A 24,183-nucleotide genomic window follows, 5' to 3' on the forward strand; every position below is an offset into this window, starting at 1 on the left:
CCGGTTCGCGCATGCACACATTGCGATGTTGCGCAGCATTTTAAATTTTGCATTTGCTCAGGCAGCTGTGACAGTGACGTGATTTTTTCAATGTGTCCAGTCTTCAACGTGAAGTGCACTGCGAAAAACAACCCCGAATACAGTTTGTTGCGCCACAGCAAGGGATTTCATTTTTCCGTGCGCCGCATTCTTCTATAGTAAAGCAGATCTGCCACACAGCATCAGGAGGCGGCAAGGGTGTCAAACAAGACAACCAGTACCGACGCCAGTACGAAGGCCAGTACCACAGCAAGTGCGAGCACCAGCAAACAGACGAGCACCGCGACCCGCAAAGAACGGTCGGGCACAAACACGGACCCGGCACCGGATCAAAAGCTTGCCGGATCACCAGATCAAAAGCTTGATGGGGATGATCACCTTGATCAGCTGGCACAGCGTTTTCTTGATCTATGGCGTCAACAGGTCGCGACAACTGTCGATGGCACGCAGGCCGCCAGTGCGATTGGGCGTCTTTATGCCTCCCTAGGGGCCGATACCTCGCGCATGGGCGAAGGGTTTGAGGCATGGGGCAATCTGATCGGTCAGATGGCCATGGGCCAGCAACCCGGTGGGCCATTGCCCGGCATGTCCGCAAACCCGATGGCGGGACTGCCGGTGGACAATCCGTTGCAGGCAATGATGGACCAGATGGCCAAAGCCGCGCGCGATCTTCCTATGCCGCCGTTTGCTGGTGGTTCATTTCCCGGTGTCCCGTTTCCGGGAATGCCATTTCCGCCCAACATGACCGGCATGTCCGGTTCCCGATCGCCGGGCACGTCGGGCGCGACAGGGCCGAAAACGCCAGAAAAAGACACGACAGACAATACAACCAAGACGTCGTCAGGCACCGACAGCCAGGATGATGTGACATCAGACGCCACACCAACCGCAAAAGCAGGCCGCAAAACACCGGCAAAGGGGCAGGGGAAAAATGATCAACCCGCAACGGCAAAAGAAACTGCCACCCAAACGGGAAAATCAAAGACGGGCAGGGCCAAGGCCGCTTCCGATGCACATGGCAGTCGAGATGACGAGCTGGCTCAGCTCGCGCGCCGCATTACCGATCTTTCAGAAACAATTGCTGCCCTGGAAGGCCGACCTTCGGGAACAGGCAAAGACCCTTCTGAGCGAGATTGAAGCCTATCACCCTGATGATGTGGCACAGGCACTCGACCGTGTTGCCTTTGACCGACATGCGGCCTTTCATGACGGGGTGCGCGCCTATCAACGTCATGACTATCGGCGTAATGCCGATGATGTGCCGGTGATCTGGGAAGACGGCTCAACGCAGATATTTGATTACGGCGTCACCGCCCCGAAAAACAGCAAGCATCCCAACGGGATTGTGTTGCTCGTGCCGTCCTTGGTTAATCGCGGCTATATCCTTGATCTGAATGAAAAACGCAGCTTCGCGCGCTTCTTGGCCAAATCGGGCTATCGGCCGCTTCTGGTCGAATGGGGATATCCCGGCGAGGACGAGGTTAATTTCGGGCTTGATGACTATATCGCCGGGCGTCTGGTCATGGCCTTGCAAGACATTGCTGACATGAATGGTGGCCCGGTACCGATGATTGGCTACTGCATGGGCGGTGTTTTGGCCTTGGCGGCAACCTTGCTCGATCCTGCACAGGTCAAAAAACTCGCCCTTTTGGCAACGCCTTGGGATTTCATGGCTGCTGGTCCAGCGCAATCACGAATTGCTGCGGCCTTCGCACCCTCATTGCCCCATATGCTGGCCATTCACGACATCTTGCCGGTCGATGTGCTGCAAAGCCTGTTTGCCAGCCTTGATCCGTTCATGATTGGCGAAAAGTTCCGCCGGTTTGAACAGATGCCCGCCAAATCGGCCAAGGCGCGCGATTTCGTCGGGTTGGAAGACTGGCTGAATGACGGGGTGCCGCTGACGCGCCGGGTGGCGGTTGATTGTCTGATCGGCTGGTATGTCGAAAACAAACCGGCCAGCGGGCAGTGGCAGATTGACGGCATTGATATCAATCCGGCCGACATCTGCTGTCCAACGCTGACCGTCATCCCCGAAAGCGACCGGATTGTTCCGCCCGAAAGTGCCAAGGCACTGTTTGATGCATTGCCCGCAGACATCCGCTCCGAACTGCACCCCTCCGCCGGGCACATCGGCATGATGGTCGGATCACGGGCCGAAAAATCAACATGGCAGCCGCTGGTCGAATGGCTAGCGCAATAAACCTGATGCGGCTCAGGCGGTATCGGTTGCCAACTGATCGGGTTTGCGGTCCCAGCGCAGGGTCAATCGCGCCAGAAGGGCAATAATAATCAGCGTCAGGATCACCCGTCCGACCAGAATAACCCAGATATCTGCACCAAGGGCCAGCATGATAGCGGTATCCTCAATCAGCGAATGCGACAGCGACAGCCAGCTTAACGACAGGAAAAGCGTACGCGGCGGATAGTTGTTCCGGCGTGCTTCATCAATAATCAGCGCCCCGCCAAAGGTCAGGCCCAGCAACACCCCAATTGTCGTCACCGGCGCAACATCGCGCGACAGGCCCGATACCCGCAGGATAGGCAACATCGCAAGGGTGAATTTGTCGGTCAGGCCAGTGACCTTCATGGCATCCAAAATCACCAGAAGCCCGGTAATCACCACAAAACTGACAACAAGTGATTTAAGCGTCTGGATAAGCCATTCACCCCAACCGGCAAGCCCGGTTGCCGCACTGGCAACGTCCCCCCCGGCCATCCATGAAAAATCAACCGGTTCGGACAGCCAGCCGGTCGCATTGCTGACCCATGTCACCAGTGCGCCATAGCCAACCGCCGCCCCGATGCGAAGGGCGGTGGTCGCAATCAGGCTGGCCCCGGCGCGTTTGACAATCGCCTGTTCGACTGGCAAGCCATGGGCAAACAACATCATCGCACACAAGGCACTAAGCTGCGCGGCCGTCATATCAAGGGTTCCGGCCAACCCGATAAACGCCCCGACCGCGCCATACATGCTAACCAGCGCACAGGTCGCCCAGATCAAACCGGCCTCGGGCGGCAAACCAATCAAGGACATTACCGGGGTCAGCATTTCGGACACGACCTCAATCGCGCCAAATTCCTGTGCAATGCGAACAATCACCATCACCGGCAACATCACCTTCATCAGGGTGACAAAAAGCTTCTGGCTGCGGTTAATCAGATTAAGGAAATAATGTCGCATGGCGCGGGTCATCTTGCGTGTCATCGGGGGGGGCTCATCGTTTGGGGCGAAAGATCAAAGGTCTGTGACAAGGCAACCAGACAGGTATGTATCTGGTTTTTGGGCAGTGGGCGAGGATGGTTTAACTGCGCAGATGATGCCATACGGGCATGCGTCCGCGGCAGCGATTTTGCGCAAAGTTACACAATATCGGAGCGAAATTTGAACGACTGGCGCTGTTGAGTTGCACAAACGTGATCGTGCTACAACATGACCTTCCTCAACTGAAAGGAGATCGTCAGGGTTCAAGGTTGATGTCGGTATCTCTTCGAACCTGCTATATTCGGTTCGACACTCCTGCTCCACAAACCATCTACCATCGGTGCATTCAGCGAGCGCGCTCCCGTGCCGACGGTTCCAATCAAATTAATAGGTCCTGAGCCTACTTCTTCACTCTGAGTGTGATTCTCGTCAGCTCTGAGGGGACCCCTATCCTAAGGGCAAAGCCTGGCCACAATGCCGTCCCGTTGTTCACATAAAGGGTCATATCAGCAACTTGGTAGCGTCCGGATACAAACCCGGCGTTCACGCGCGCAACCAGAAGGTCGAGACCGCGCACCATCCCGCCGTGCGTGTGCCCCGAAAGCTGAAGAGTGACCCCGGACGCGGCCGATTTACGCGCCATCATCGGCTGGTGGTCGAGGAGAATGATCGGCAGGTCGGCGGGGGCGCCTTCGAGGGCTTTGGTCAGGCCGAGGAGATTGTTGGCAAGTCCTTGCAGACGCTGGGCATAGCACGCAAGGACGTGGTTCTGGCAACGAAATTTGAGCATGCCACCGGGACCGGTCCAAACGATGGCGGCGGTTCACGCGTCCACATTGTTGAGGCGGTGAAGGCAAGCCTGAAGCGGCTCGGAACCGATCATATTGATCTCTACCAAATGCACGGCTGGGACCCCGCGACCCCAGTCGAGGAAACAGTGCGCGCACTCGACGACCTCGTTCGTCAGGGGCTTGTCCGATATGTCGGCGTCTCGAGCTGGGCGGCCTGGCAGGTCTCAACCGCCCTCGGGGTCGCGGATGCGCTCGGTGCGTCCCATTTCCAGGCGTATCAAGGATACTACTCGTTGGCCGGCCGAGATATCGAGCGTGAGGTCACGCCGATGATCGAAGCGTACGAGCTCGGCCTGCTCGTGTTTAGCCCGCTGGCTGGCGGATACCTTACGGGTAAGTATCGCGACAAAACGGATGGACGCCGCGCTACCATTCCGTTTCCGCCCGTTGACGAGACCAAGGGTATCAAAGTCCTCGAGGTGATGGACGGGATCGCCGCTTCACATGAGACCACCCTCGAAGCCGTGGCTCTCGCATGGCTGCGCCAAAAACCGGTGGTTGGATGCATCATAACAGGCGTGACGAGCCTCGAGCAGTTGAACGCCAATCTCGCGACGGTGGCTCTAACGCTCACCGATAGGGAGGTCGCCGCACTCAACGATGTCGGGACGATCGCACCGGAATATCCCGGCTGGATGCTGGCTCAGGGAAGTGCGGCGCGTGCTTCCCTCATGGCAACCGGCGTGATGTCAGAAGCATACTGACCGTTCTGACGGCGGCATCCTGATCGTGGTGCCGCCGTTATATTTGTGAAATCCGAGGAAAGGCCCGCCGGGCGGGCTGGTATCCCGGACAAGGGGTTTGACGCAGGAGTTTGCAAATATAACGTCTGTCCTTTGGATTGACCGGATTTGCACGGGCTACTTTGTCGCAGAACCTTAAAAGATATATATCTTTTAAGGTTCTGTTCCGCGTATCCGCACAAATTCGGTCATCCATTCAAACCAAATTAATTGTTCCTGAGCCTAAACAATATGGCAGCGTTGTCTTATTATGGTGCGCTTTGGAGTTGCGTTTAAATGGCCGAGCTGGATCAGATTGATACCAAAATCCTGCCGCTTTCATCCGCAAAACCCGGCGAACTCGCCGCCGTCCAGCAATACTGTCTGGTCACCGATGAAGTCACCGGCGTTCTGATGCTGCACATGCACATGCAAGACATGGACAAACACACAGCCCTGTGTGATACGCTGTTTGATGCTGACGAAAATGTCGTCTGGTATCGCGCCTACATCGTAACAGAGATATTGAAGAGCACGCGAAGCTCGTTCTTTTAGCGCCGATTTATATTTTGATCGCTACGCCTATAAGCATATGAGCAAATTTATTTGGATTAGCAAATGGATTGAGCGCCATAGACGTAAATCGCGTAAAATTACCGTATGGGATACCATACTCATGATGTAGATGTCGTCCTATACCCTCTCTGGTATAAATCGGTTCTACGTGTTTACAGTCAAAGCCATTAATTTTGAACTCTTCGCTTAGTTCATGAGGTTCTAGGCGCCACTGATAAAATTCGGTGTCTCCGCTTTTTTCTGGTTTACCTTGTTTAGCATCGATTTCTTTCAGTCTCTGATTGTAAAATGGAACGCTGATTATCAGTGTTCCGCCGGGTTTTAGGACGCGGTACGCTTCTTTAAAGCAATCTGTGAGTCCGTTTTCAAAGTGCTCAAAAGTTCCCCATGAAATATAAAGGTCGAAGAAGTTGTCTTCGAAAGATGTTGCCCGGATATCTTCTCGAACAAAATTCATTGCTGGGAATTCTCTACGCAATGATTCTATCGTAGGGGTACTTAGGTCTAACCCATATGGTTCGTATCCCAAATCACGAAGCAAGATGCACCATTCCCCAAGGCCAGAACCACCGTCCAGGACGCGGACATCTGTTCCCGCTGGTGGAGCAAATTTACGGACAACCTTATACTCTGGTCGAACTTTGATCCTCCACTGAGAGCGACGCCTGTTTCCTATTTTCTTCCAGTTTTCAGTCCAGTGATGATCTAGTCGTTGTTCTTCACTTAGGGCGCCGTCGTCCTTGATTGTGTAGTCAGCACGCATTTTGATGCTCGATCAGTTTGAGTTGTTTGGGGAGGGTTTCGATACGACTACTGCATAGAATACAGGGAATATGGGGACGTAATCGTCAGCTTTGATTGAGTAGTATAGTAGCCATTTATAGACTCGAGTGAATTTCTTTCGAAGAGAAATGCGGAAAAAATTTTCCCAAGGAGTAATAAAAAAAAAGTGAAGAATCGTACTTGCTAGCCCACCTATAGCGTAGACTTCGATCGCGCTGTTAGGAAACGTCTGTTCAATTCTGCGCAAACTGTACTGTCTCCAACCGTGCCATAGATAAAGAGGTAATGATGCTGGAGCAGGTAAAAAATGTAATTGTATACCTTTAGGCTTCAGCCAGTTGACAGTTTTCTTAGGAAAGTCAAGGTCTGCCTGAATGTGCTCAAGCGCAGAATTTGTGTAAATCAAGTCAAAATCAGGAGAGTGATCTTTAGATAGAACGTCACATTGGTTGAATGATAGGCTAAAACGAGAACTCTTACGTTCTACAAATCGATCATCGATGTCTAATCCTGTCCATGCTCCGCCGAGCCCCGCAGTCTCGAATAGTTCAACAGACCTTCCTGACCCGCAGCCAATATCCAGAATGTTAACGTTGTTTATGTCAGTATATCCTGAATTATTAAGCAATTTGGGAAGCTCAGACATCAGAAAATGCTCGGCTAATCCACGGCCAGGAGACCAGCCGCCCAAGTCGTCGGCTGTCTCAAAAGCATTCCCAAAATTAATTTTTTTGGATTTCAGTTTTTGAGAACACCTTAGGTTCCGTAAAAAGTTCAACCAAAGGTAAGTTAGACGCGATTTACCCCCCCGAATGTGGTCGCCGTTTATTTCCTTGTGATTAGACAACTGCATTTCCTTGAGTTTTTGCTTGGTTACAGACCGAATCTGCCAGAGCACTCTAAGATTGACAATCTTCTAGCGTAACTATTATCACGCACAGCTCTGCTATTCGCTGATTGGTCATAATGTATATTCACAACAGAAGCATGTCCAAAACGGTCAGAAAATTTAAAATCTAAGCTATCTATTTACCTGATTGACAAAATCAGAGTTTGGCGAGGAGCAAGTAAATTGTATAAAGTGATAGCATGTCGCGCATAAAATGAAGTCATAGCTTGAAGTATTAAGGCTGGGGCATGACCAATAATGCTAGGCTGGTGAAATTGTGTTTCCCTACTGTTTGGTTTCCATTGACGCAATGTGGATTGCCTGAATGTAGGTCGGGTTATTTGGTATGTAGATATGTATTTTTCGGAATAACCCATATGGCGGAACCTATTAAAATTACTATTGTAATCAGGTCTTTGGAGCGGGGAGGGACCGAGACTCACCTCCTGAGAACGTTGCCCATAGTTGCGAGTAATGACTTTCTTATGAGTATATTCTGCTTTGAACGTCCCGGAGAACTATCTGAGGAAATGCGAAGATGTGGAATTAAGGTTGTTACTCCTCCAGTTAGCGGTTGGTTTACGCATGTTCCTCTTATGCTTAAGCCGTTTACAACAATATGGACGTGCGTTTTCTTCTTTTTGCATCTGTTTCGTCGTAGCCCCGACGTTGTCCATTTTTTCTTACCAGCCTCATACTTGATGTTGGCCCCTATTTCGTTACTGCATGTGCGCTCTAAAAAGATTATGAGTCGTCGCAGTATGAACAAATATCTCGAAAAGTATCCAAAATGGGTTCGCAAAGTAGAATTCTTTCTGCACAAAAAAATGTCTGTCGTTCTCGCTAATTCAAGAGCCGTCCTTAAACAGTTAGAATACATGGAAAATGTGCCTGCTGAAAAACTGCGGCTCGTATATAACGGTATTGACGAGACAGAAAATGTCAGTAGGCGAGATTTTGCCGTAAGAGCCGATCTTGGAATAAAATTGGATGCTGTCGTGCTTGCAACTGTTGCTAACCTGCTTCCATACAAGGGTTATCAAGACCTCATTGAGGCATGCGGCTTCCTGTCTAAGAGTTTCCCGACGCTACCGGATTGGCAGTTGATTGTAATTGGTAACGACAGCGTTGGTATGAAGAAAGAGTTAGAAAATCTGGCCGTGAGGTTGGGGGTCAGTCAAAGGTTGCATTTTGTTGGCAAGAGAACTGACGTCAATCATTACCTTGCGGCTGTAGATATTGGAGTGCTGGTATCTCATGAGGAAGGTTTTTCAAACGCAGTAATCGAAGAAATGTCGGCAGGCCTGCCTATGATTGTTTCTGATGTAGGAGGGAATCCAGAAGCTGTTGTACATGGAGAAACAGGTTTGGTGGTCCCCGCGAAAGCACCAAAAGAACTTGCAAAGGCGATAGCTTACTTACTTCAAAACCCCAGCGTTGCTAAGGAAATGGGGCTTGCGGGTAAAAAACGTGTCCGAGAATGTTTTTCTATTGAGCAATCGGCAGAAGGATATCGTTCAGTTTATCGTTCGCTGGGTCATTCTAAAATGATGTGATTGTTAACGTATTTTTGTGTGCCGTCCGTTTGGTTCTTCTGGGGTTTTTCTGAAATGATATGCCACTCACATATGCTTGCATTGAGAGCGGTAAACCGTGTTTGGCCGATGTTTTATAAGATAAAGCTCTTGAGTTGGGCGCGGCGTGCGGGCCTGGCGGAGCCTGTAATCTTACTTTCTTTTGACTGTGACACTGATCGTGATGCTGACGCGGCAGTGCGAGTTCAAGAGTATCTTCAGAAATTTGGCATGACAGCATTTTATGCTGTGCCAGGAGAACTGCTTGAAACGTATTGGGGGGAATACTGTAAGCTCCTCGACTTGGGGGCTCAGTTTGTAAACCATGGCTATAGACGTCATGCAGATATTAGCGAGATGACAGGAAAGCCGTTTTCAACATTTACTTATTGCAACATACCCGATGATGTTTGGAAAGAAGACATTTTGCTTGGGCATGACGTGCTAACGAAGTTGACAGGCACCCCGCCCACAGTCTTTAGAACGCCACATTTTGGAGAGTTTAACAAGAAAGAGCAACTTTCTAAGATGTACTCTTTTCTTGCTTCATTGGGGTATCGTGTTTCAAGTTCCACCAAGCCTGTGTTCGGAATGTTGAACGGTAGCGTTTACAACTGTGGAGAAGGTCTCGTTGAGCTGCCATTGAATGGTTGCCTAAGTAAACCTGCACAGTTGATGGATAGTTGGGGTTTTTTGTCGGCACCGGATGCGCTCGGAAAGCAAAAGCTGCTCAGAGAGCTGGAAAGTTACAGGAAGCTGTTTGAAGCCGAATTACCTATAGTCTTAAACCTCTACTTTGATCCGGCAGATATTGTGAATGAGCCTGATGTGCTGCATGCGTTGTCGTGTTTTTCAGGGTTTAGCTGCATGACTCTAGATGACTGCGAATTTTTGTCTTTGGCTCATACGGGGAAATGATGTCCGTTACTAAGATGCCCCGTTTGCTTATCCTCGGGTATTGTTATCCCCCTACGGTTAGTCCGGAAGGCTTTGTAACTGCAAAACTGTTGCGAAATGTACCTGATTGTAAGATTGATGTTTTAACGCTCGACAATGGTTTGGTCTGCCCATCTCTCGACAGTGAAATGGGAAATTATGCCGAGAAAATATCCGGCCAAGTGATTCGAGTTGGTGCATCAACATTAATTCGAAAAATAAGCGACTTTCCGCGCTTGCCGTTTCGGCCTGACCGCTGGATTGTACTTAATAATGTCGTTTCCTCCAAAGCGCGAAAACTTTTGCTTCGGGAGAGATATGATTGTTTCGTGACGCGCTCACAGTATCACTCCTCACATCTTGTTGGATTAAAGCTTAAACGAAGAAATCCGGAGATTCCTTGGATTGCGTGCTTTTCAGATCCTTGGTCGAATGCAGATCATCAAGTGAGCGTTCCGGTGTTTTCAAATTGGAGCGACATGCAAGAGCGAAAAGTATTAGAGTGTGCTGATTGCCTTGTTTTCCCGACGGAAGGTTTGCGAGATCACTTTACAAATAATGACTTTGCGCTGAATGCGAAGTCCGCGATCTTACCTCACTCGTTCGATGCCTCCCTTTATGCGAGGAAAAAGTCCCCAGAGAAAAGTTTTGGTTCATCTGTCACGCTTCGGCTGTTTGGGTCGTTCTATGGAGCGAGGACGCCCGACGCATTATTTTCGGCGATAAATCGACTGAACCTCGAAAGTCAAATTAACATCACTCTTGAAGTGTTTGGTGCTTGGCATCCATCCTATGCCGAGCTTGAAGATCAGAGTGGTGGACGTAAAAAAAAGCACGTCAGGTACATGGGCCAAGTCCCTCATCTGGATGCTTTGCGCGAGATGCAGGATGCAGATTTACTCGTGGTTGTGGATGCTCCTGGGAAAGGGAGTAGTTTTTATCTTCCTTCGAAGCTTGTTGATTATTTAGGCAGCGGTACGCCTATCCTATCTCTTTGCCGCTCCGGGGTGGTGTGCGACATTACTCGAAAGGCGGGCGGGATAGTTGCGGATCCCTCAGACGTATATGGCATCTCTGAAGCGATCCGAAATTGGTTAAATGCCAGAGAGCGTCAACATTCGCCATCCGCATTAACTCTATCTAACTACGAAGCTAGTTGTGTCGGGCGAAAATTTCGGGACTTGGTTGGATGTTTGCTAGATGAGAAAGTTTCTAAAAAATAATAGTGCCCCCCCAATTGTATTGGGAGCCTTCATTGGGGTTATTACTCTACTACCGTTTATGCGTGTTCGCGTTAACTACGAATACATTGAGTTATCTGGTGCACTTCAATTCATTGTGTTTGTGGGGCTTTTTGTGGGGCTGATAGCCTTTGCCAACTTCAGATTTTCTGAATTATTTTCTGAGTTTAAATGTTTCTCATTAAGCCAAAGTTGCCTTCTTTTCCTTTTATGGTGTGCTGTTGCTGTAATTTCCTGTTTTGTGGGGCAGGACCCTATACTTTCTCTAAAAAGAGCAACACTGGCACTTGTTCCAGCTTGCTTGGTTTACTTCACGGCTTATTCGTGTGCAGATCCAAGAGAAATATTGAAAGGTTTTGTTCTTGGGGTGTGTTTGATCACGCTAATTTCTATTTTTTACGCTTTGGCCGGTTGGATCGCAGAAATTACGAATACTGATCCCAACGTAAGGCATGGCACATTTTTTTTATTTGGGCTCGAATTCTCTCAGTCTCTTGGTCAGAGGCACATTTTATTTAACAACGAGTTGATTGAATTGCAGAGATTTTCTGGTTTCTATCCGAACCCAAATGGAATTGGGATAGTGTCTGCAATTTGTTTGATTTTTTTGACTTTAATTAAAAAAGATATGCCTAAAATTTATGTGTTTCTTTTGGTTATGATGATTTTTGGGCTATTGCTTTCTGGGTCCAGAATGTCGTTGTTACTCGTAATTTCATCATGCGCATACTTTATTCTTTCTCCACGTTTAAGAACAAAAATATTCAACGTGCCTTCGGCTATATTAGTCTTTTTATTTTCAATTGTTCTTATTTTTGTTTGGGCTGAATTTTCACAAGAAATCTCAAACATGTTTGATGGAAGTAGACAAGAATTTCTAAGCTTGGGTGAGAGAGGAGATGGTTTTCTTAAAGCAATTGAGATAGCCTCGCAGAACTGGTTCATAGGAAGTGGTTTCGGTCTGGGTGCTGAGGTGGTATTTGGAAAACAAGCAGATGTAATGGCAATTCATTCGGTCATTCTGAATGCAATAGTTGAAACAGGTTTTTTAGGTGCGATTTTAATTTCTGCTCTATGGGTAAGGCCGCTTATTTCTGAAGATAGGGTAACTACCGTTGAACATTCAAAGGATTTGCAAACGTTATGTTTGAACGCAGTCGTGTTCGGCCTGTTGGTTGCTGAGTTGTTCGATCTGAGCGTTACGAGGTTTCATTATATCCATTTAGTTCTCTTTTTCCTTCTGGGGCTGAGTTCTGCTTTTCAGCGTCGAGATCGCAAAAGGATTGAAACCTGATGTATGAGGTCGTCTTACGTTCTGATTGTGACAGGGCATGTTGGGACGCGGCCGCTGATACATTCACGTCTGCTTGGGCGTGGCATCGATCAGAATTGTTAAACGCAAGAAGTCAGTGGTTGCGGACGGAGGATCACAGTTTTTGTGTGCGGGATAGATCCCGTTCGGACCAGATTGTCGCAATAGTGCCGTTAGTTGTTGTAAGGCCGAGGTTTCTTAACGCATGCGTCGGGGGGCACTTTGAGAGTACAGGTGGGCCTGCATTATCTTCGGAACTACCACGGCGTTCTTTGAAAAAGGTACAGGAAATAATCCAAGCTAACATTCGCTCTCTCGCAATTTCTCTGAAGGTTCGTAGATGTGATTTTTCAAGTGCTCCGCTTGTTCCTCAGTTACTGTCCATCGATCGTCCATTCCCAAATCCAATGTGCTATTTTGGTGTCAAGGATACATCGACACAGTCTTGGGTGTTATCGATTAGGGAAAGGGCGCTAGAAGGACTATGGAATGGTCTTGAACATCGAAGCAGGAAGCAAATTAAAAAGGCCGAACGCAATGGCCTTACGGCAGATATTGTTGTTCCAAACTCAAATATTTGCGATCAGTATTATGACCTTCATATCAGAACTTGCATGCGCAACTCTATCTCTCCGCATCCGAAGGCATACTTTCAGTCTCTTTTTTCAGAAGTCGCTGATGCAGGGCTATGTAAGAGTTGTGTTGTTCGCGACCATGTTAATCTTCTCTCGATCCAAAATTTTTTAATCTATAAAAATACGGCACTTTACTGGACCGTTGCCAGTCACGAGGACGCTCTTAAGTTGTGCGCGAACGACTATGGAATGTGGAAGTCAATACAGCATTTTAGTGAGGCTGGTTTGGAATACCTAGAATGCGGGGAGGCCTTTCCTTCAGCGCCAAATGGGAAGCTGAAAGGTCTGAACGACTTTAAGAAGTCATTCGGAGGAGAGCTGTATCCCTACTATCGTGGAAAAATCGTCTATCAACCAGTCCTCGAGGGCGTGCTCGAAATACTTCGGCAGTTTCGATCGGGGGGCGCTGCAACATGAATAAGGTTGAGCAACAGCACTTTGATGCCTGTGCCAGTGTATATGAGACCGAAATTGGTGAAGAATATCCGCAGTGGCTCAAATGGCATCTCATAGAGAAATACGCGAAGCATGGTGACCGGGTGGTTGATATAGGTGGAGCAAACGGTCGTCATGCTCTTGACGCTGCTCTGAAAGTCGCCTGTGAAACAATTTGCGTGGATATTAGTGAGGGCATGCTTAAACAGCTGAAACAGCGGCCCGATTATCTTTTGGCTGAAGTAGAAAGTCGCCCAAGTCCTGTCGTAGCATCTGCCCTGGAGTTGCCGATTCAAGATGAATCTGTCGACCTTGCCTGGAGTTACGCAACGCTATTGTTGATGCCAGATCAGCAAACTGCAATTTCAGAAATGGTCAGGATTGTTAAGCCGGGTGGGATTGTAATCCTTGATATTGGCAATGTTTGGAATCTTGGTTGGTTATACTGGCGACGGTTTTATCTAAAACGTGGTTTTTCTGGCATTTTCCCCATGTCGCGGCGCCAAATTGGTAAATTGGTTCATGCGCTTGGGTGTCAGACCTTAGAGGATATACCAACGGGTATCCTCAGTCAGTTATTGCTACTTCCTTATATTGATAAAGTCACAAGATTGCGTGACAGGATACATAAGAAAAGCGCATACCCCGACTTAGATGGACGATGCAGTAAATTGCTCCCAATATTTGCAAATCGCTACTATCTGGTTTTGAGAAAGAAAGGCGGCTAAGTGAAGACGCCCAGCGCAAGACGATTATTGCGGTTCTGCAAAAGTGATCTTGGTTTAAGATTTATGGCAGAGGCTGCAGCACGTGGTAGCGGTTTTGTTGTTACACCGTTGCTGTCTTGGACGCTAGGGGCAGCAGTGTTCGGTGGCTACACTCAAATTCTCAGTCTTTCTTTTGCTTTCGTGCCAATCATTTCTGCCGGCCTCGGCTATACGGTTATTCGACAAGTTGCTGCCGGACCAAAGCCGCAACAGGGGTGGGGTTTACTAGTTTTTTCGATCAGTTTTGTTTCTTTTCTTTGCGTGTTACTTGCGAGCGTAATGTTAGTTTTTTCTGGAGAAATAAATTCACTGATTTCCCTAAGTATGGCAGTTAAATCCTCTTCCGTTGTTCTCGCAGTGTCAGCTTTAACATGGGTGGTCGCAATAGAAGCTCTTGTTCAAGAGTACTTTAGGGCGATGAGATGGGTGCGTTATTCGTTGATTGTGCAGCTAAGCGCTTTAGCCTTGCATCTATGTGTTCTAGCTCTTGTTTTTCTTGCAGGTAGTCTTTCGTTATGGTCTGCACTTGCAGTTTTAGTGCTCACAAAGCTCTGCGTGATAGCAGTGGTACTGATCGTAATGTTCTTGCTGTACTCAAAATCTGACAATGGACGTTGTCAGAATCCAAATTGGCGAGTATTGATTTCAGGTATTCCTTTTATGCTTGCAGGGTTTGCTGAATGGGCTGGAAACTTAGGGGACCGCTTGATCGTAGGGAATTACTTGGGGGCGGAGGTGGTTGCGCAGTATACAGCGTCCGTAATGCTTCTTTCTGTAATTGTTGCGCTCGGCGCCCCATTATGGTGGTTGTTGTTTCCAGAGATAGTTCAGCAAACACATCATTCGAATTATCAGCGTTGTCGTGAAATTGTTCAGCAGCGCACCATGGCTTTTGTTGAGCTTGGGTTACCTACACTCTTTTTGCTCGCTTTAATCGCAGACCCCGCTATTTCCTTGTTGGTGAACAGCAATGCAACGGATATGTCAGGCGTCGTTTTTCTGCTTGGTGCTGCAGTATTTGTAAATCAACTTGCGACAGGTTGGGAGTACTTCATTGTATCCGTTTCTTCAGGCAAAAGATTGATGTTTTCAACCCTGATCAGTTCATTGTTGGGGTTTGCAATAGCGATTTATCTCGGCCCGAGTATGGGCATAGCAGGAATTGCGCTGGGCGTTCTCTCAGGGAAGGTGATTTTGGCCTTTACTTACTGTGTGTTGGCAAATCGAAATGGATTCCCGGGTGCAGTATGGGAGACACTACCGTCCTTCATCATTATTGCCGTCAACGTTGTTGTATTCGGCTTAGTTAAATATTTGGTCGAAATTCTTAAATTAAGCGGAAATAACGAAATTTTATTCGGATCAGCATGTTTATTTATGCTGTTTTATGGCGGTGTTTATTGTGTTTATAAGCATTTTTCTGATTCTGGTTTACAAAGTTGACGATATGCTCTGCTACACGGTCCGCGGCCTTCCCATGCCCCTGTATTTTTTGCCATTTTTCTGTGGCGCTCGATTGTGGGCGAACGCTCAGGTGATTTGTTACGGCTTCACTCAGGTTTTTAGCTTGTGACCCTATGAGGCACCCTAGTCCAAGGTCTATGATTTCGGGGCGTTCCGTGACGTCTCGGACCACGATGATCGGAACGCCGCAATATGGTGCTTCCTCCTGCATTCCACCAGAATCGCTGATCACTAGATCTGCATAGTCGAGCATGGTGATCATTTCTTGATATGGTAAGGGCTCTACAAGTTGTAAATTTAAATGCTTGCTCCCTTCAGGAAAATGTCTTCTAACCGTTTCACGCACTTTAGGGTTTGGATGTAGTGGCCATACAAATCTATTGTCGCTGTGTTGCTTTATGGTTTTAGCCAATTCCACGCAAAACTGGTCCAGATCACCATCCAAAGCTTCTCGGCGATGCATAGTTATAAGTATAAGCTTTTCCTTAGTGCCGCCCTTAACTGGCTTTAAGAGAAATTGAGCATTTGGTTCTTGTCTCGCAAGCACAAGGCTGTCGATGCCGGGGTTGCCAACAACATGAATTGTGTCGGAATGAATGCCCTCTTTGACTAAGTTATCCTTGGCTTGATCTGTCGGCGCTAGATGCAGGGATGTTATGCGTGCGATCATTTGCCTTAACCCCTCTTCGGGCCAGGGGTTGGTCAAGTCATGAGTTCGTAATCCGGCTTCAACGTGAACCACGGGAATGTTTAGCAGAAAACCGGACATCGCCCCTGCAAACGCTGATGCGGTATCTCCCTGAACTATTAGAATTTCTGGACGATTCTGCGCGAACTCCTTTTCAAGTACAGTTAAAACTCTTTTATGAATATCGGCCGATGATTGCGTATTTGTCATCAATTTAAAATCGACATCTACGTGTATATTCAGGCTATCAACCGCTTGATCGAGAAGTTTCCGGTGCTGTCCAGTACAGTAAAATGTGACATTTTCTTTGCCGAATAAGATATCTAGAGCCCGAACAACTGGAGCTAGTTTTATCAATTCTGGGCGTGTTCCTGCGATAATCGCAATTTTACTCATCTTGTCTTGGCCTCTTAATGTCGGGGATGGTTGTTTTTGTCTTTTCCATCTCATTTGTCAGCAAGTGATATATCTTTTCGTTGCAAGTCGCAGGGTCAAAAATCCGTTTAAAAGCATCCTTTGTTCTTTGCCCATATAGTGCTGATTTTTGTTCATCACTAGCCAGTTCAATGAGAACAGACCGGAAGCTTTGCGGGGTGCCAGAACACCACACTATAGAGGCATCCTTGTACTCGACTGGACGTCCTTGCAGCGGTTCGTTCAGTACAATAGGCAGGCCTACCAAGCCAGCTTCAATTACTGTTTTTGGGACTTCTGCGAAAAGAGTAAAGGCGATGAAGGCGTCAAAATTTTTTAATTGTTCAATAAGTATAATGTTCTGCATTCGTGGAATTAGAGTCACCCTTTGTGACATGTTATGTTCTTCTATCCATTGCTCCACTTGAAACCTATTCGGACCATCACCCACTACCGTGAGATGAAGATTCTCACAATTCTTGATTGCGTTCAAAATTGGAAATATTGATTTTCCATCAATAAGTCTACCAACAGTAATTAATCGAAAAGAAGATTTCCGAACATAGGAACGCTTTGTATCGCAGCCCCGAACGCCAACCGAATTAGGGATAAGAACAGTTTTTTTTCTGTACTTTATTGGAATGGTGTCCACAGCTGGGCTGTAAACTGGCGCCAGAAAATCAATGTTTTTATGAGTGTATCGCCTGAGGAAATACTCAAAAAATCGGATCAAACGATGCTTTATGGATATGGCTTCAGTTTTTGGCGCGGTTAAATGGCATGTGTGAATGCTGGAAACACTTCTGTATCCGTATTGTTTGCCAATGATTGCAGCTACAGTTCCCGCAAACGTATCTCCGTAAGCTCTGACTGATACTGATTTTACATCATGAAAGCTTAGGTCCAATTGTTTGTTGATGTAATTTTTAATAAGTTGCGGGATGAATAATGTTGTCAGCATTCCTTGGAAAGTCATAAGATTAGTAGTATAGAATTCGGCATTCGCATTTCCGCATAGTTTTTTTATTTCTTCCGTCTCAGGTGCATCTGGGCAAAGAGATATTATTGCTATTCTTGAAAACTTTCCACCAGGGTTGAGATATGAGTAGGGTGTTTCACCTTTCGTGATCCACTCTGATATGCGTGCAGCAACAACAACGATTAACAAATTCGACAATAGTCATCACCAATTAATGGGTGTAAATTTATGTAGCTATCAGTCTGGCTTCTCGAATCAGCTATTAGCAATATGTCATCTGCATACTTATTGTGTCGCTCACGGTTTTTGAAAATTAGCGTGCTTGTCTTGTTTGGGGGAGCATAAAACATAGTGATTTTTTTGAGATTCCGTCAATTGGGCTGCAATTTATCTACGTGGACAGTTTGATGTTGATTGGAAGATTTTCATTAGTAAGAGTGTAATCTTATTTCTGGGATAGTACTAACGTTCAGTTTGGGCTCCTAATTTCGATTTGATTTATATAAACACCAAGTTTTGGATTTTATAATGCGTTCATTTGTCTTGTGGGTTGTCGGCGCTATCTCTTGTCTATTTCGGTTAATTCCAGGAAAGGTGAGAGGCGGTCTGATCTTTGGACTCCTTATGATCGAGTCTCGTATCGGACAGCCAGCGGCAGCGTTAAGACGATTGTACCTCATAAAGGATAACTTGGAGCGATTGCTGTCTGAGCGGGCCATGGCATATGAGGGAGGGGAGCATCCAAAGCATCGTTTAATGCGATACCATGATTTTTTTATCGAAAATATCAGCCAGGGTAATCGTGTTGTTGACATTGGTTGTGGATATGGTGCCGTCGCACGATCTATAGCCTTGAACGTATCGCAGAGTCAGGTGTTCGGTGTCGAGATGGACGAGCAACGTTTTAATCAGGCAACAGCCGCCGACAATCCACAAAATCTTAAATTTATATTTGGTGATGCATTTCAGGTGCTGCCGGATGGAGTTGCCGATGTTGTTGTTCTCTCAAATGTCTTGGAGCACATCGAGGATAGACAGGCATTCTTGAGGCGGATTGTGGATGTGTTGTCACCAGGAAAAATTCTCATCCGAGTTCCCGCGTTTCAGCGCGAATGGCATGTTCCCCTCAGAAAGGAACTTGAGATAACGTATTTTAATGATCAGACGCATTTTATTGAACATACTGTTTCCGAATTTGAGGACGAGTTGCACCGTGCCAACATACAAATTGATAGTTTAAGAACAATTTGGGGCGAGATATGGGCCGTTTGTCATCCAGCCAAGCCAACGGGACAATGAGGGATGTTGCCTTCAGTTTCTGTCGTTATTCCTTGCTATAATGGGCACGCGTTCCTGGATCAGGTTGTTCAGTCTGTGCTCAATCAGACAGTCAAACCCCTGGAAATCATCGTTGTAGACGATGGTTCGGATAATCCCGAAACCATCAAGTTCTTGGACGAAATTTCAAGTGGGGTGCTTCTCATAAGGCAGAAAAACAAAGGTTTGCCGCGTGCTCGCAATGTAGGGTTCGCTGCTGCTAAAGGAGAATACATTCTTCCCCTTGATTGCGATGATTGGCTGGAGCCTGAATTCTTAGAGATGGGTTTGAAGTTGATTACTGAGAATGAAGGTGTCGACTTCATGTTTTCTTGGATGTCTCTGGAGGCAGAGTCATCTGGAATTTTGGAAAAGCACTATAACTTTTTTGAACAGTTGTTCTTAAATCAACTTCCCTACTGCATTCTTCAACCCAAAAAAATTTGGGAGGATTTGGGGGGATATGATGAGTTGATGCGCAAAGGTTATGAAGACTGGGAATGGAATATCCGGTTAGGCAAGGCTGGTTATAAGGGGGGGGTCATTAAGCGCCCGTTATTCCACTACCGAGTGCAATCAACGGCAATGCTAGCCAGTATATCTCGACGGAAACATGTCGACTTGTGGATGTTTATTCGTGAAAAACATGCAGGTCTCTACTCCGGCAAGGAGCTGTTCGCTATGTGGAAAATATGGCGTCACTCTGGGTCAACTAGACCGTTGTTCTTATATTTCGGTTGGGAAGCTCTGTATCGTCTTCTGCCAAAAACCCTGTTCAGGTTTTTGGTTTCTACGTTATTCTCTTGTGCGCATTCCGCCCGTTTTAAGAAGAAATAGTTTATCTTTTTCCCCCGTGCCCAGACAAATAGGAAGTTACAGGTTTTTTAAAGACGAAACCACGACTTCAATGTCTCTTGGGGACATTGAAGTGTAGATCGGAAGTGAAAGGCAGGAATTGTAAAAGCTTAGTGTGCCTGAAAAATCAACTCCTACTGTTTGTGTTCGATAGTAAGGCTGAAGATGAACAGGGATGTAGTGAACTTGAGTACCAATTCCATCATTTTTCAGTTTTTCCATCACGTGATTACGCCCTTTACCTAGAAAATCGTTGTCAAAAAGTGCAATCATTAAGTGAGGACATGGCGAGCAATTGGGAACGCGATTAGCTAGCCTAATCCCTTCCGGCAGGCTGTTCTCTAGAGAATAGTATTTTTCCCGTAACTCTCTTCTCTTGGCTGCGAACATATCGAGCTTTTTAAGTTGGCTGCTGCCAAGAGCGCACTGAATGTCAGAGGCCCTGTAGTTGTAGCCTGGTTCAGACATTTCATAGTACCAACTGCCCCATTCGCCCGAGCGGTCCTTGCCTGTATCTTCTGAGATAAACTCTTCTGGTTTGCGGGTGATCCCGTGATTCCGAAAAAGCTCAAGCTTCTTTGCAAAGTCACTCGAATTGGTCGTAACCGCTCCACCTTCACCCATCGCAATGGTCTTCACAGGATGAAAAGAAAAGGCTGTCAGGTCTGACCACTTGCAGTCACCTGCGACGTGTTCGAGGTTGGGGCCATAAGTTGTGCCTATCGCGTGACATGCATCTTCGATGACAAACATGCCTTCGCGCCGCGCAACTTTGCTTATTGCTTCCATGTCACAGAGCTGCCCGGCTAAATGCACAGGCACAACAACTTTGGGGCACAGGCCAGCTTTCTTTGCACGAAGAATGGCATTTTCTAGGTGATCTTTGGTCATTAGCCCTGTTGCTGGATCGCAGTCCGCGAAAATGACTTTAGCTCCAGTAAATGTCATTGCGTTGGCAGAGGCTAGAAATGTTACTGATGGGACAATGGCAGCATCGTTCTCAGAAAGACCGATTGCATGAGCTGCCATATGCAGTGCAGCCGTACCAGAGTTGCATACAATTGCGTAATTGGAGTTCGTTTTATCTGCGAGCAGACCTTCAAACTCATTCACAGCTGGGCCGGTTGTAAGGTAATCGGACTTAAGCACTTTAACGATGGCTTCTATATCATCCTGATCAATTGATTGTCGGCCATATGGGATAAATTTTTGCGTCATTTTGATTGGCTTTCGAAAAAGCTCCAAGCATGGGAAATGATTTCTTCGAGGTTTCGGAACCTTGCCGTCCAGTTAAGCAACCTTTTAGCTTTTTGGGCGCTTGCAACCAAGCGTTCAGGATCTCCGTCTCGACGTTTTTGATAGTTAATCTCGAAACTTTTCCCAGTTATCTGTTGGCATAGTTCTAAAACTTGCAGCACGGATGCACCTGACTCCGTGCCAATGTTTATGTAGTCAAAATTTGGTTGATGCTGGTTGGTAACAAAATTGAGAGCATCAATATGTGCTTTAGCAAGGTCATCGACATGAATATAGTCCCGGATACAGGTTCCGTCCAAGGTGTTATAATCCGTTCCAAACACTTGCATCCCAGAAGTAATGCCAGCGGCCGCTTGAAACGCTAGAGGAATCAGATGCGTTTCTGGAGTGTGTCGTTCTCCTGCACGTGCATTGGGGTCGGCGCCCGCAGCGTTGAAATAACGAAGTGCAAGTGCTTTGAAGCCATATATTTCGCTGTAGTCTTGCAAGATTGTTTCTACGATGGCTTTGGAGCGTCCATAAGGGTTGGTTGGTCTTATCTGTTGCTCCTCGTCTATCAATTGTTGGGAGCAATTTCCATAAACGGCTGCGGTTGAAGAAAATACTATACTACAGCATTCGTTGGCGCGCATTGACGCAAACAGAACTTGTGATCCTGTTACATTAACATTGTAAAAGTCCTCAGGTGTCCTCATCGACAAACCTGCTTCGATTAACCCGGCTAAATGAATTACGGCAATCGGTTTATAATCTATAAAAATATGATCTAACGTTGCGCGATCACGTATGTCTCCACGAACAAATGAAGCTTCGATCGGGACCGAGTCCCTATGACCATTTGTAAGATTGTCGAGAACGACCGGGCAATATCCATGTTCCAGTAATCTCAAGCAAATATGTGAACCGATGTAACCTGCGCCACCGGTAACAAGTATGTTTTTCATTGGATAATGGTGCCCACTTTTGTAACTTTAGTCGAGACACATAAATTTATGCAGAAGGCTGAATAACTAACTTTCTAAGCGCATAAGGTACAGAGCAAAATTCTTATACTGTTTGAATAATGTGCGCCTTGGGGCCGCCAGTAAGTCCTATTACATTACATCCAGTTCATTTTTCTTTTTTTGAGTTTTCCTTTGGCAGTGAGTAGCGTGAAGAGCGGTGTGGCGTTTCGATCAAACGCTGTAACGCTGCCAAAAAGTCCTTCGGATAGAGTTCTTCTGCCCAAGGAGTGAACGCCCTTAGCCCCGCGGCGCGCAAGTTCTATTCCTTGCCGCGCAGAAAGCGGCCCCCTTCAAAATGGATCAGATTTATGCAAAGGGTTTAAATGGTCGAACTGGATCAGATTGATACCAAAATCCTGCGTCTGTTGCAGGAAAACGCCGATATTCCCAATGCCGATCTGGCCGGGAAGATCGGCCTGTCGCCATCGGCCTGTTTGCGGCGCGTCGCCAAGCTGCGCGAAACCGGCGTGATCCTGAAAACCGTAGCGGTGGTGGACCCGGCCTTGGTCGGACGGCCGCTCACGGCGGTGATTAATCTTGAGTTTCACCGTCATGGCAATCAATACCGCCGCGATTTTATCCGCAAAACCCGCGAACTTGCCGCTGTCCGACAATGCTATCTGGTGACAGGCGAAGTCACCGGCGTTCTGATTTTGCACATGCAAGACATGGCCGAATACACAGCCCTGTGTGACACCCTGTTTGATGCCGATGAAAACGTCGTCTGGTATCGCACCTACATCGTGACAGAAACCCTAAAACACGACCAAGGCGTTGCGTTCTAGCAGCACTGCGTATCCTCACGGTTTATTTGGTCGGTATGTTCTTTTTGGCGCCGTTTTGTAAGCCGGTTCGGTCTTCTGCGGGCAAAAGAACATGGAATGTCGTGCCTTTATTGACCTCTGTTTCAAACCAGATGCGTCCACCATGGCGGGTTTGGACAATGTCATGGGTAATCGCAAGCCCCTGGCCCGTGCCTTTGCCAACGCCCTTTGTGGTAAAGAACGGGTTGAAGACTTTTGACCTGTTTTTCGGGGCGATTCCTGTGCCGTTATCTGTAATGCTAATCAGGATGCTGTCATCAAGGGATGTTGTCTTAACCGTAATTTGGCCGTCGTCGGGAGAACGCCCCGCGCCGTGGATAGCCTGCGCAGCATTGACAATCAGATTGAGGAAAACCTGATTGATTTCATTGACGTGAGACGGGATATGCGGAAGCTCAGGATCCAGGTCTTCAATCAGGTTGGCATAGTGTTTCCATTCGTTTCGGGAAATCACCAAGACGTTCTGAAGTACACGGTTGATATCTGTTGCGGTTTTTTCCGTTCCACTTGGGTGGGAAAACTCTTTCATCGACAAGACAATCTTGGCCACCTGATTGATGCCATCAAGAGACTGTTGGGTCGCGTGGGGAATCTCATCAAGCAGAAATTCAAGATCGGCATCGCGCATCTGTTTTGCGAAACGCGAAAATGCGTTATCGGACAATTCGTTGCGATGTTCCCATAAGACTTGCAGCGCAAGCCCCAGAATACGTGAAATCGCACCATATCCGTCATTCAGGAACTTGAGGTTATCGCGGATATACTGGCTTGGTGTATTGATTTCATGGGCAATGCCGCCCGCCAGATGACCTATGGCCTCAAGCTTTAAGGCTTCGCGCAATTCGCCTTCAAGTTTGTTGTGGGATTCTTCAGCCTGTTTTCTGCGGGTGATGTCGCGGAAAATATACAAATAGTTCATTTCACCCGTGAGATTGGCAGGGCTTATGGTGATTTCCATCGGAAAGCTGTCGCCATCACGCCTCTGTGCCATCGTTTCGGTATAGTCGTATTTCAATGTTCCGCTGTGGATGCTGATGCATTTGTTGAGCAGCCGGTGCCGGATGGTCGCTTTTTTGTCGATGAACATCATGTCGATGCTGGTGCCAATCAGCTGATTGTCTTCGGCACGCAATATTTCCACAGCGGACTTATTAAAGTCCTCAATAACACCACCGTTGTTCACAACAAGTATGCCTTCGACCACGCTATCAAGAATGGTTTTCAGGCGCTGTGTCGTTTCCTGCTGTCGTTTTTGTTGTTCTTCCAAAAGCGCGCGGAATTTCTTCCTCACGTCATCATCGCCATCTATTTCGTCGACGGATAGCAAAAGGTCGTTGGTTTCCACACTTACAGAATCGGAACTAAGAATTTTTGTATCTTCTTGTTCGTTTTGCTTCTCACTCATGACATAGATCC

22 protein-coding genes are annotated in these 24,183 nt (G+C 47.3%); 14 read left to right on the plus strand and 8 right to left on the minus strand.

Features of this window, described 5'->3' with window-relative positions:
* Positions 1–237: 237 nt before the first annotated feature.
* Complete coding sequence (locus COO92_RS01545) at positions 238–1,176, plus strand: hypothetical protein (RefSeq protein WP_101299302.1); 939 nt, start codon at positions 238–240, stop codon at positions 1,174–1,176.
* On the plus strand, positions 1,067–2,242 hold the full coding sequence (locus COO92_RS01550; protein ID WP_240626276.1) for an alpha/beta fold hydrolase: 1,176 nt from the start codon (positions 1,067–1,069) through the stop codon (positions 2,240–2,242). Before COO92_RS01545 ends, COO92_RS01550 begins: the two co-directional genes overlap by 110 nt.
* A gap of 12 nt (positions 2,243–2,254) precedes the next feature.
* Here the strand turns inward: COO92_RS01550 and COO92_RS01555 are convergent, their stop codons facing one another.
* Entirely contained in the window at positions 2,255–3,247 is a 993-nt protein-coding gene (locus tag COO92_RS01555) for a nucleoside recognition domain-containing protein (RefSeq protein ID WP_240626277.1), read from the minus strand.
* 511 nt (positions 3,248–3,758) lie between these two features.
* Here COO92_RS01555 and COO92_RS01565 point away from each other — a divergent pair.
* Together COO92_RS01565 and COO92_RS01570 are read left to right on the plus strand one after the other, a co-directional pair.
* Positions 3,759–4,799, plus strand: coding sequence for an aldo/keto reductase (locus COO92_RS01565; protein ID WP_101299307.1), 1,041 nt, complete (start codon positions 3,759–3,761; stop codon positions 4,797–4,799).
* Positions 4,800–5,114: 315 nt separating this feature from the next.
* Positions 5,115–5,372: a hypothetical protein gene (locus COO92_RS01570; RefSeq protein WP_206186337.1), complete on the plus strand. Its 258-nt coding sequence runs from the start codon at positions 5,115–5,117 to the stop codon at positions 5,370–5,372.
* Positions 5,373–5,379: 7 nt separating this feature from the next.
* Here COO92_RS01570 and COO92_RS01575 read toward each other — a convergent pair whose 3' ends face one another.
* Both COO92_RS01575 and COO92_RS01580 read right to left on the minus strand, forming a co-directional pair.
* A complete protein-coding gene (locus COO92_RS01575; protein WP_101299310.1) occupies positions 5,380–6,156 on the minus strand; it encodes a class I SAM-dependent methyltransferase in 777 nt (258 codons plus the stop codon).
* A gap of 12 nt (positions 6,157–6,168) precedes the next feature.
* Entirely contained in the window at positions 6,169–7,023 is an 855-nt protein-coding gene (locus COO92_RS01580; protein ID WP_165792253.1) for a class I SAM-dependent methyltransferase, read from the minus strand.
* Between the two features lie 419 nt (positions 7,024–7,442).
* Between COO92_RS01580 and COO92_RS01585 the strand changes: the two genes are divergently transcribed.
* The 7 genes from COO92_RS01585 (at position 7,443) to COO92_RS01615 (ending at position 15,408) form a co-directional block, all read left to right on the plus strand.
* Positions 7,443–8,621, plus strand: a complete 1,179-nt coding sequence (locus tag COO92_RS01585; RefSeq protein WP_165792254.1) for a glycosyltransferase — start codon at positions 7,443–7,445, stop codon at positions 8,619–8,621.
* Positions 8,622–8,693: 72 nt separating this feature from the next.
* Positions 8,694–9,557 (plus strand): polysaccharide deacetylase family protein, encoded by an 864-nt coding sequence (locus COO92_RS01590; protein WP_165792255.1) that lies wholly within the window; start codon positions 8,694–8,696, stop codon positions 9,555–9,557.
* Complete coding sequence (locus tag COO92_RS21945; protein WP_133125033.1) at positions 9,557–10,798, plus strand: glycosyltransferase; 1,242 nt, start codon at positions 9,557–9,559, stop codon at positions 10,796–10,798. Before COO92_RS01590 ends, COO92_RS21945 begins: the two co-directional genes overlap by 1 nt.
* Positions 10,776–12,110: an O-antigen ligase family protein gene (locus tag COO92_RS01600; RefSeq protein WP_101299323.1), complete on the plus strand. Its 1,335-nt coding sequence runs from the start codon at positions 10,776–10,778 to the stop codon at positions 12,108–12,110. The genes COO92_RS21945 and COO92_RS01600 overlap by 23 nt, the downstream gene beginning before the upstream one ends.
* A gap of 425 nt (positions 12,111–12,535) precedes the next feature.
* Entirely contained in the window at positions 12,536–13,180 is a 645-nt protein-coding gene (locus tag COO92_RS22390; protein WP_420823334.1) for a GNAT family N-acetyltransferase, read from the plus strand.
* Positions 13,177–13,926 carry a class I SAM-dependent methyltransferase gene (locus tag COO92_RS01610; protein WP_101299328.1) on the plus strand — a complete coding sequence of 250 codons (750 nt, stop codon included), beginning with the start codon at positions 13,177–13,179 and terminating at the stop codon, positions 13,924–13,926. The genes COO92_RS22390 and COO92_RS01610 overlap by 4 nt, the downstream gene beginning before the upstream one ends.
* The gene (locus COO92_RS01615; RefSeq protein WP_133125034.1) at positions 13,927–15,408 is read left to right on the plus strand and encodes a lipopolysaccharide biosynthesis protein; all 1,482 of its coding nucleotides are present in this window, start codon (positions 13,927–13,929) and stop codon (positions 15,406–15,408) included. It abuts the gene before it with no gap.
* Here the strand turns inward: COO92_RS01615 and wecB are convergent.
* Both wecB and COO92_RS01625 read right to left on the minus strand, forming a co-directional pair.
* Complete coding sequence (gene wecB, locus COO92_RS01620; protein ID WP_165792257.1) at positions 15,341–16,513, minus strand: non-hydrolyzing UDP-N-acetylglucosamine 2-epimerase; 1,173 nt, start codon at positions 16,511–16,513, stop codon at positions 15,341–15,343. The two genes, COO92_RS01615 and wecB, sit on opposite strands and share 68 nt — an antisense overlap.
* The gene (locus tag COO92_RS01625) at positions 16,506–17,708 is read right to left on the minus strand and encodes a glycosyltransferase (RefSeq protein ID WP_133125035.1); all 1,203 of its coding nucleotides are present in this window, start codon (positions 17,706–17,708) and stop codon (positions 16,506–16,508) included. Before COO92_RS01625 ends, wecB begins: the two co-directional genes overlap by 8 nt.
* A 426-nt stretch (positions 17,709–18,134) precedes the next feature.
* On the opposite strand from COO92_RS01625, the gene COO92_RS01630 reads away from it, so the two are divergent.
* Positions 18,135–18,809, plus strand: coding sequence for a class I SAM-dependent methyltransferase (locus COO92_RS01630; RefSeq protein WP_165792258.1), 675 nt, complete (start codon positions 18,135–18,137; stop codon positions 18,807–18,809).
* A gap of 3 nt (positions 18,810–18,812) precedes the next feature.
* Positions 18,813–19,664 (plus strand): glycosyltransferase family 2 protein, encoded by an 852-nt coding sequence (locus COO92_RS01635; protein WP_101299341.1) that lies wholly within the window; start codon positions 18,813–18,815, stop codon positions 19,662–19,664.
* A gap of 36 nt (positions 19,665–19,700) precedes the next feature.
* Here COO92_RS01635 and pseC read toward each other — a convergent pair whose 3' ends face one another.
* Together pseC and galE are read right to left on the minus strand one after the other, a co-directional pair.
* On the minus strand, positions 19,701–20,900 hold the full coding sequence (pseC, locus tag COO92_RS01640; RefSeq protein ID WP_101299345.1) for a UDP-4-amino-4,6-dideoxy-N-acetyl-beta-L-altrosamine transaminase: 1,200 nt from the start codon (positions 20,898–20,900) through the stop codon (positions 19,701–19,703).
* A complete protein-coding gene (gene galE / locus COO92_RS01645) occupies positions 20,897–21,883 on the minus strand; it encodes a UDP-glucose 4-epimerase GalE (protein WP_101299347.1) in 987 nt (328 codons plus the stop codon). The genes pseC and galE overlap by 4 nt, the downstream gene beginning before the upstream one ends.
* Positions 21,884–22,266: 383 nt before the next feature.
* Here galE and COO92_RS01650 point away from each other — a divergent pair, with 383 nt between their 5' ends.
* Positions 22,267–22,728: an Lrp/AsnC family transcriptional regulator gene (locus tag COO92_RS01650; RefSeq protein WP_101299349.1), complete on the plus strand. Its 462-nt coding sequence runs from the start codon at positions 22,267–22,269 to the stop codon at positions 22,726–22,728.
* A gap of 22 nt (positions 22,729–22,750) precedes the next feature.
* On the opposite strand, the gene COO92_RS01655 is transcribed toward COO92_RS01650, so the two are convergent.
* On the minus strand, positions 22,751–24,172 hold the full coding sequence (locus tag COO92_RS01655; RefSeq protein ID WP_101299352.1) for a two-component system sensor histidine kinase NtrB: 1,422 nt from the start codon (positions 24,170–24,172) through the stop codon (positions 22,751–22,753).
* Positions 24,173–24,183 lie beyond the last annotated feature (11 nt).

The organism is Thalassospira lohafexi (assembly GCF_002844275.1).
Classification (GTDB): Bacteria; Pseudomonadota; Alphaproteobacteria; order Rhodospirillales; family Thalassospiraceae; genus Thalassospira; species Thalassospira lohafexi.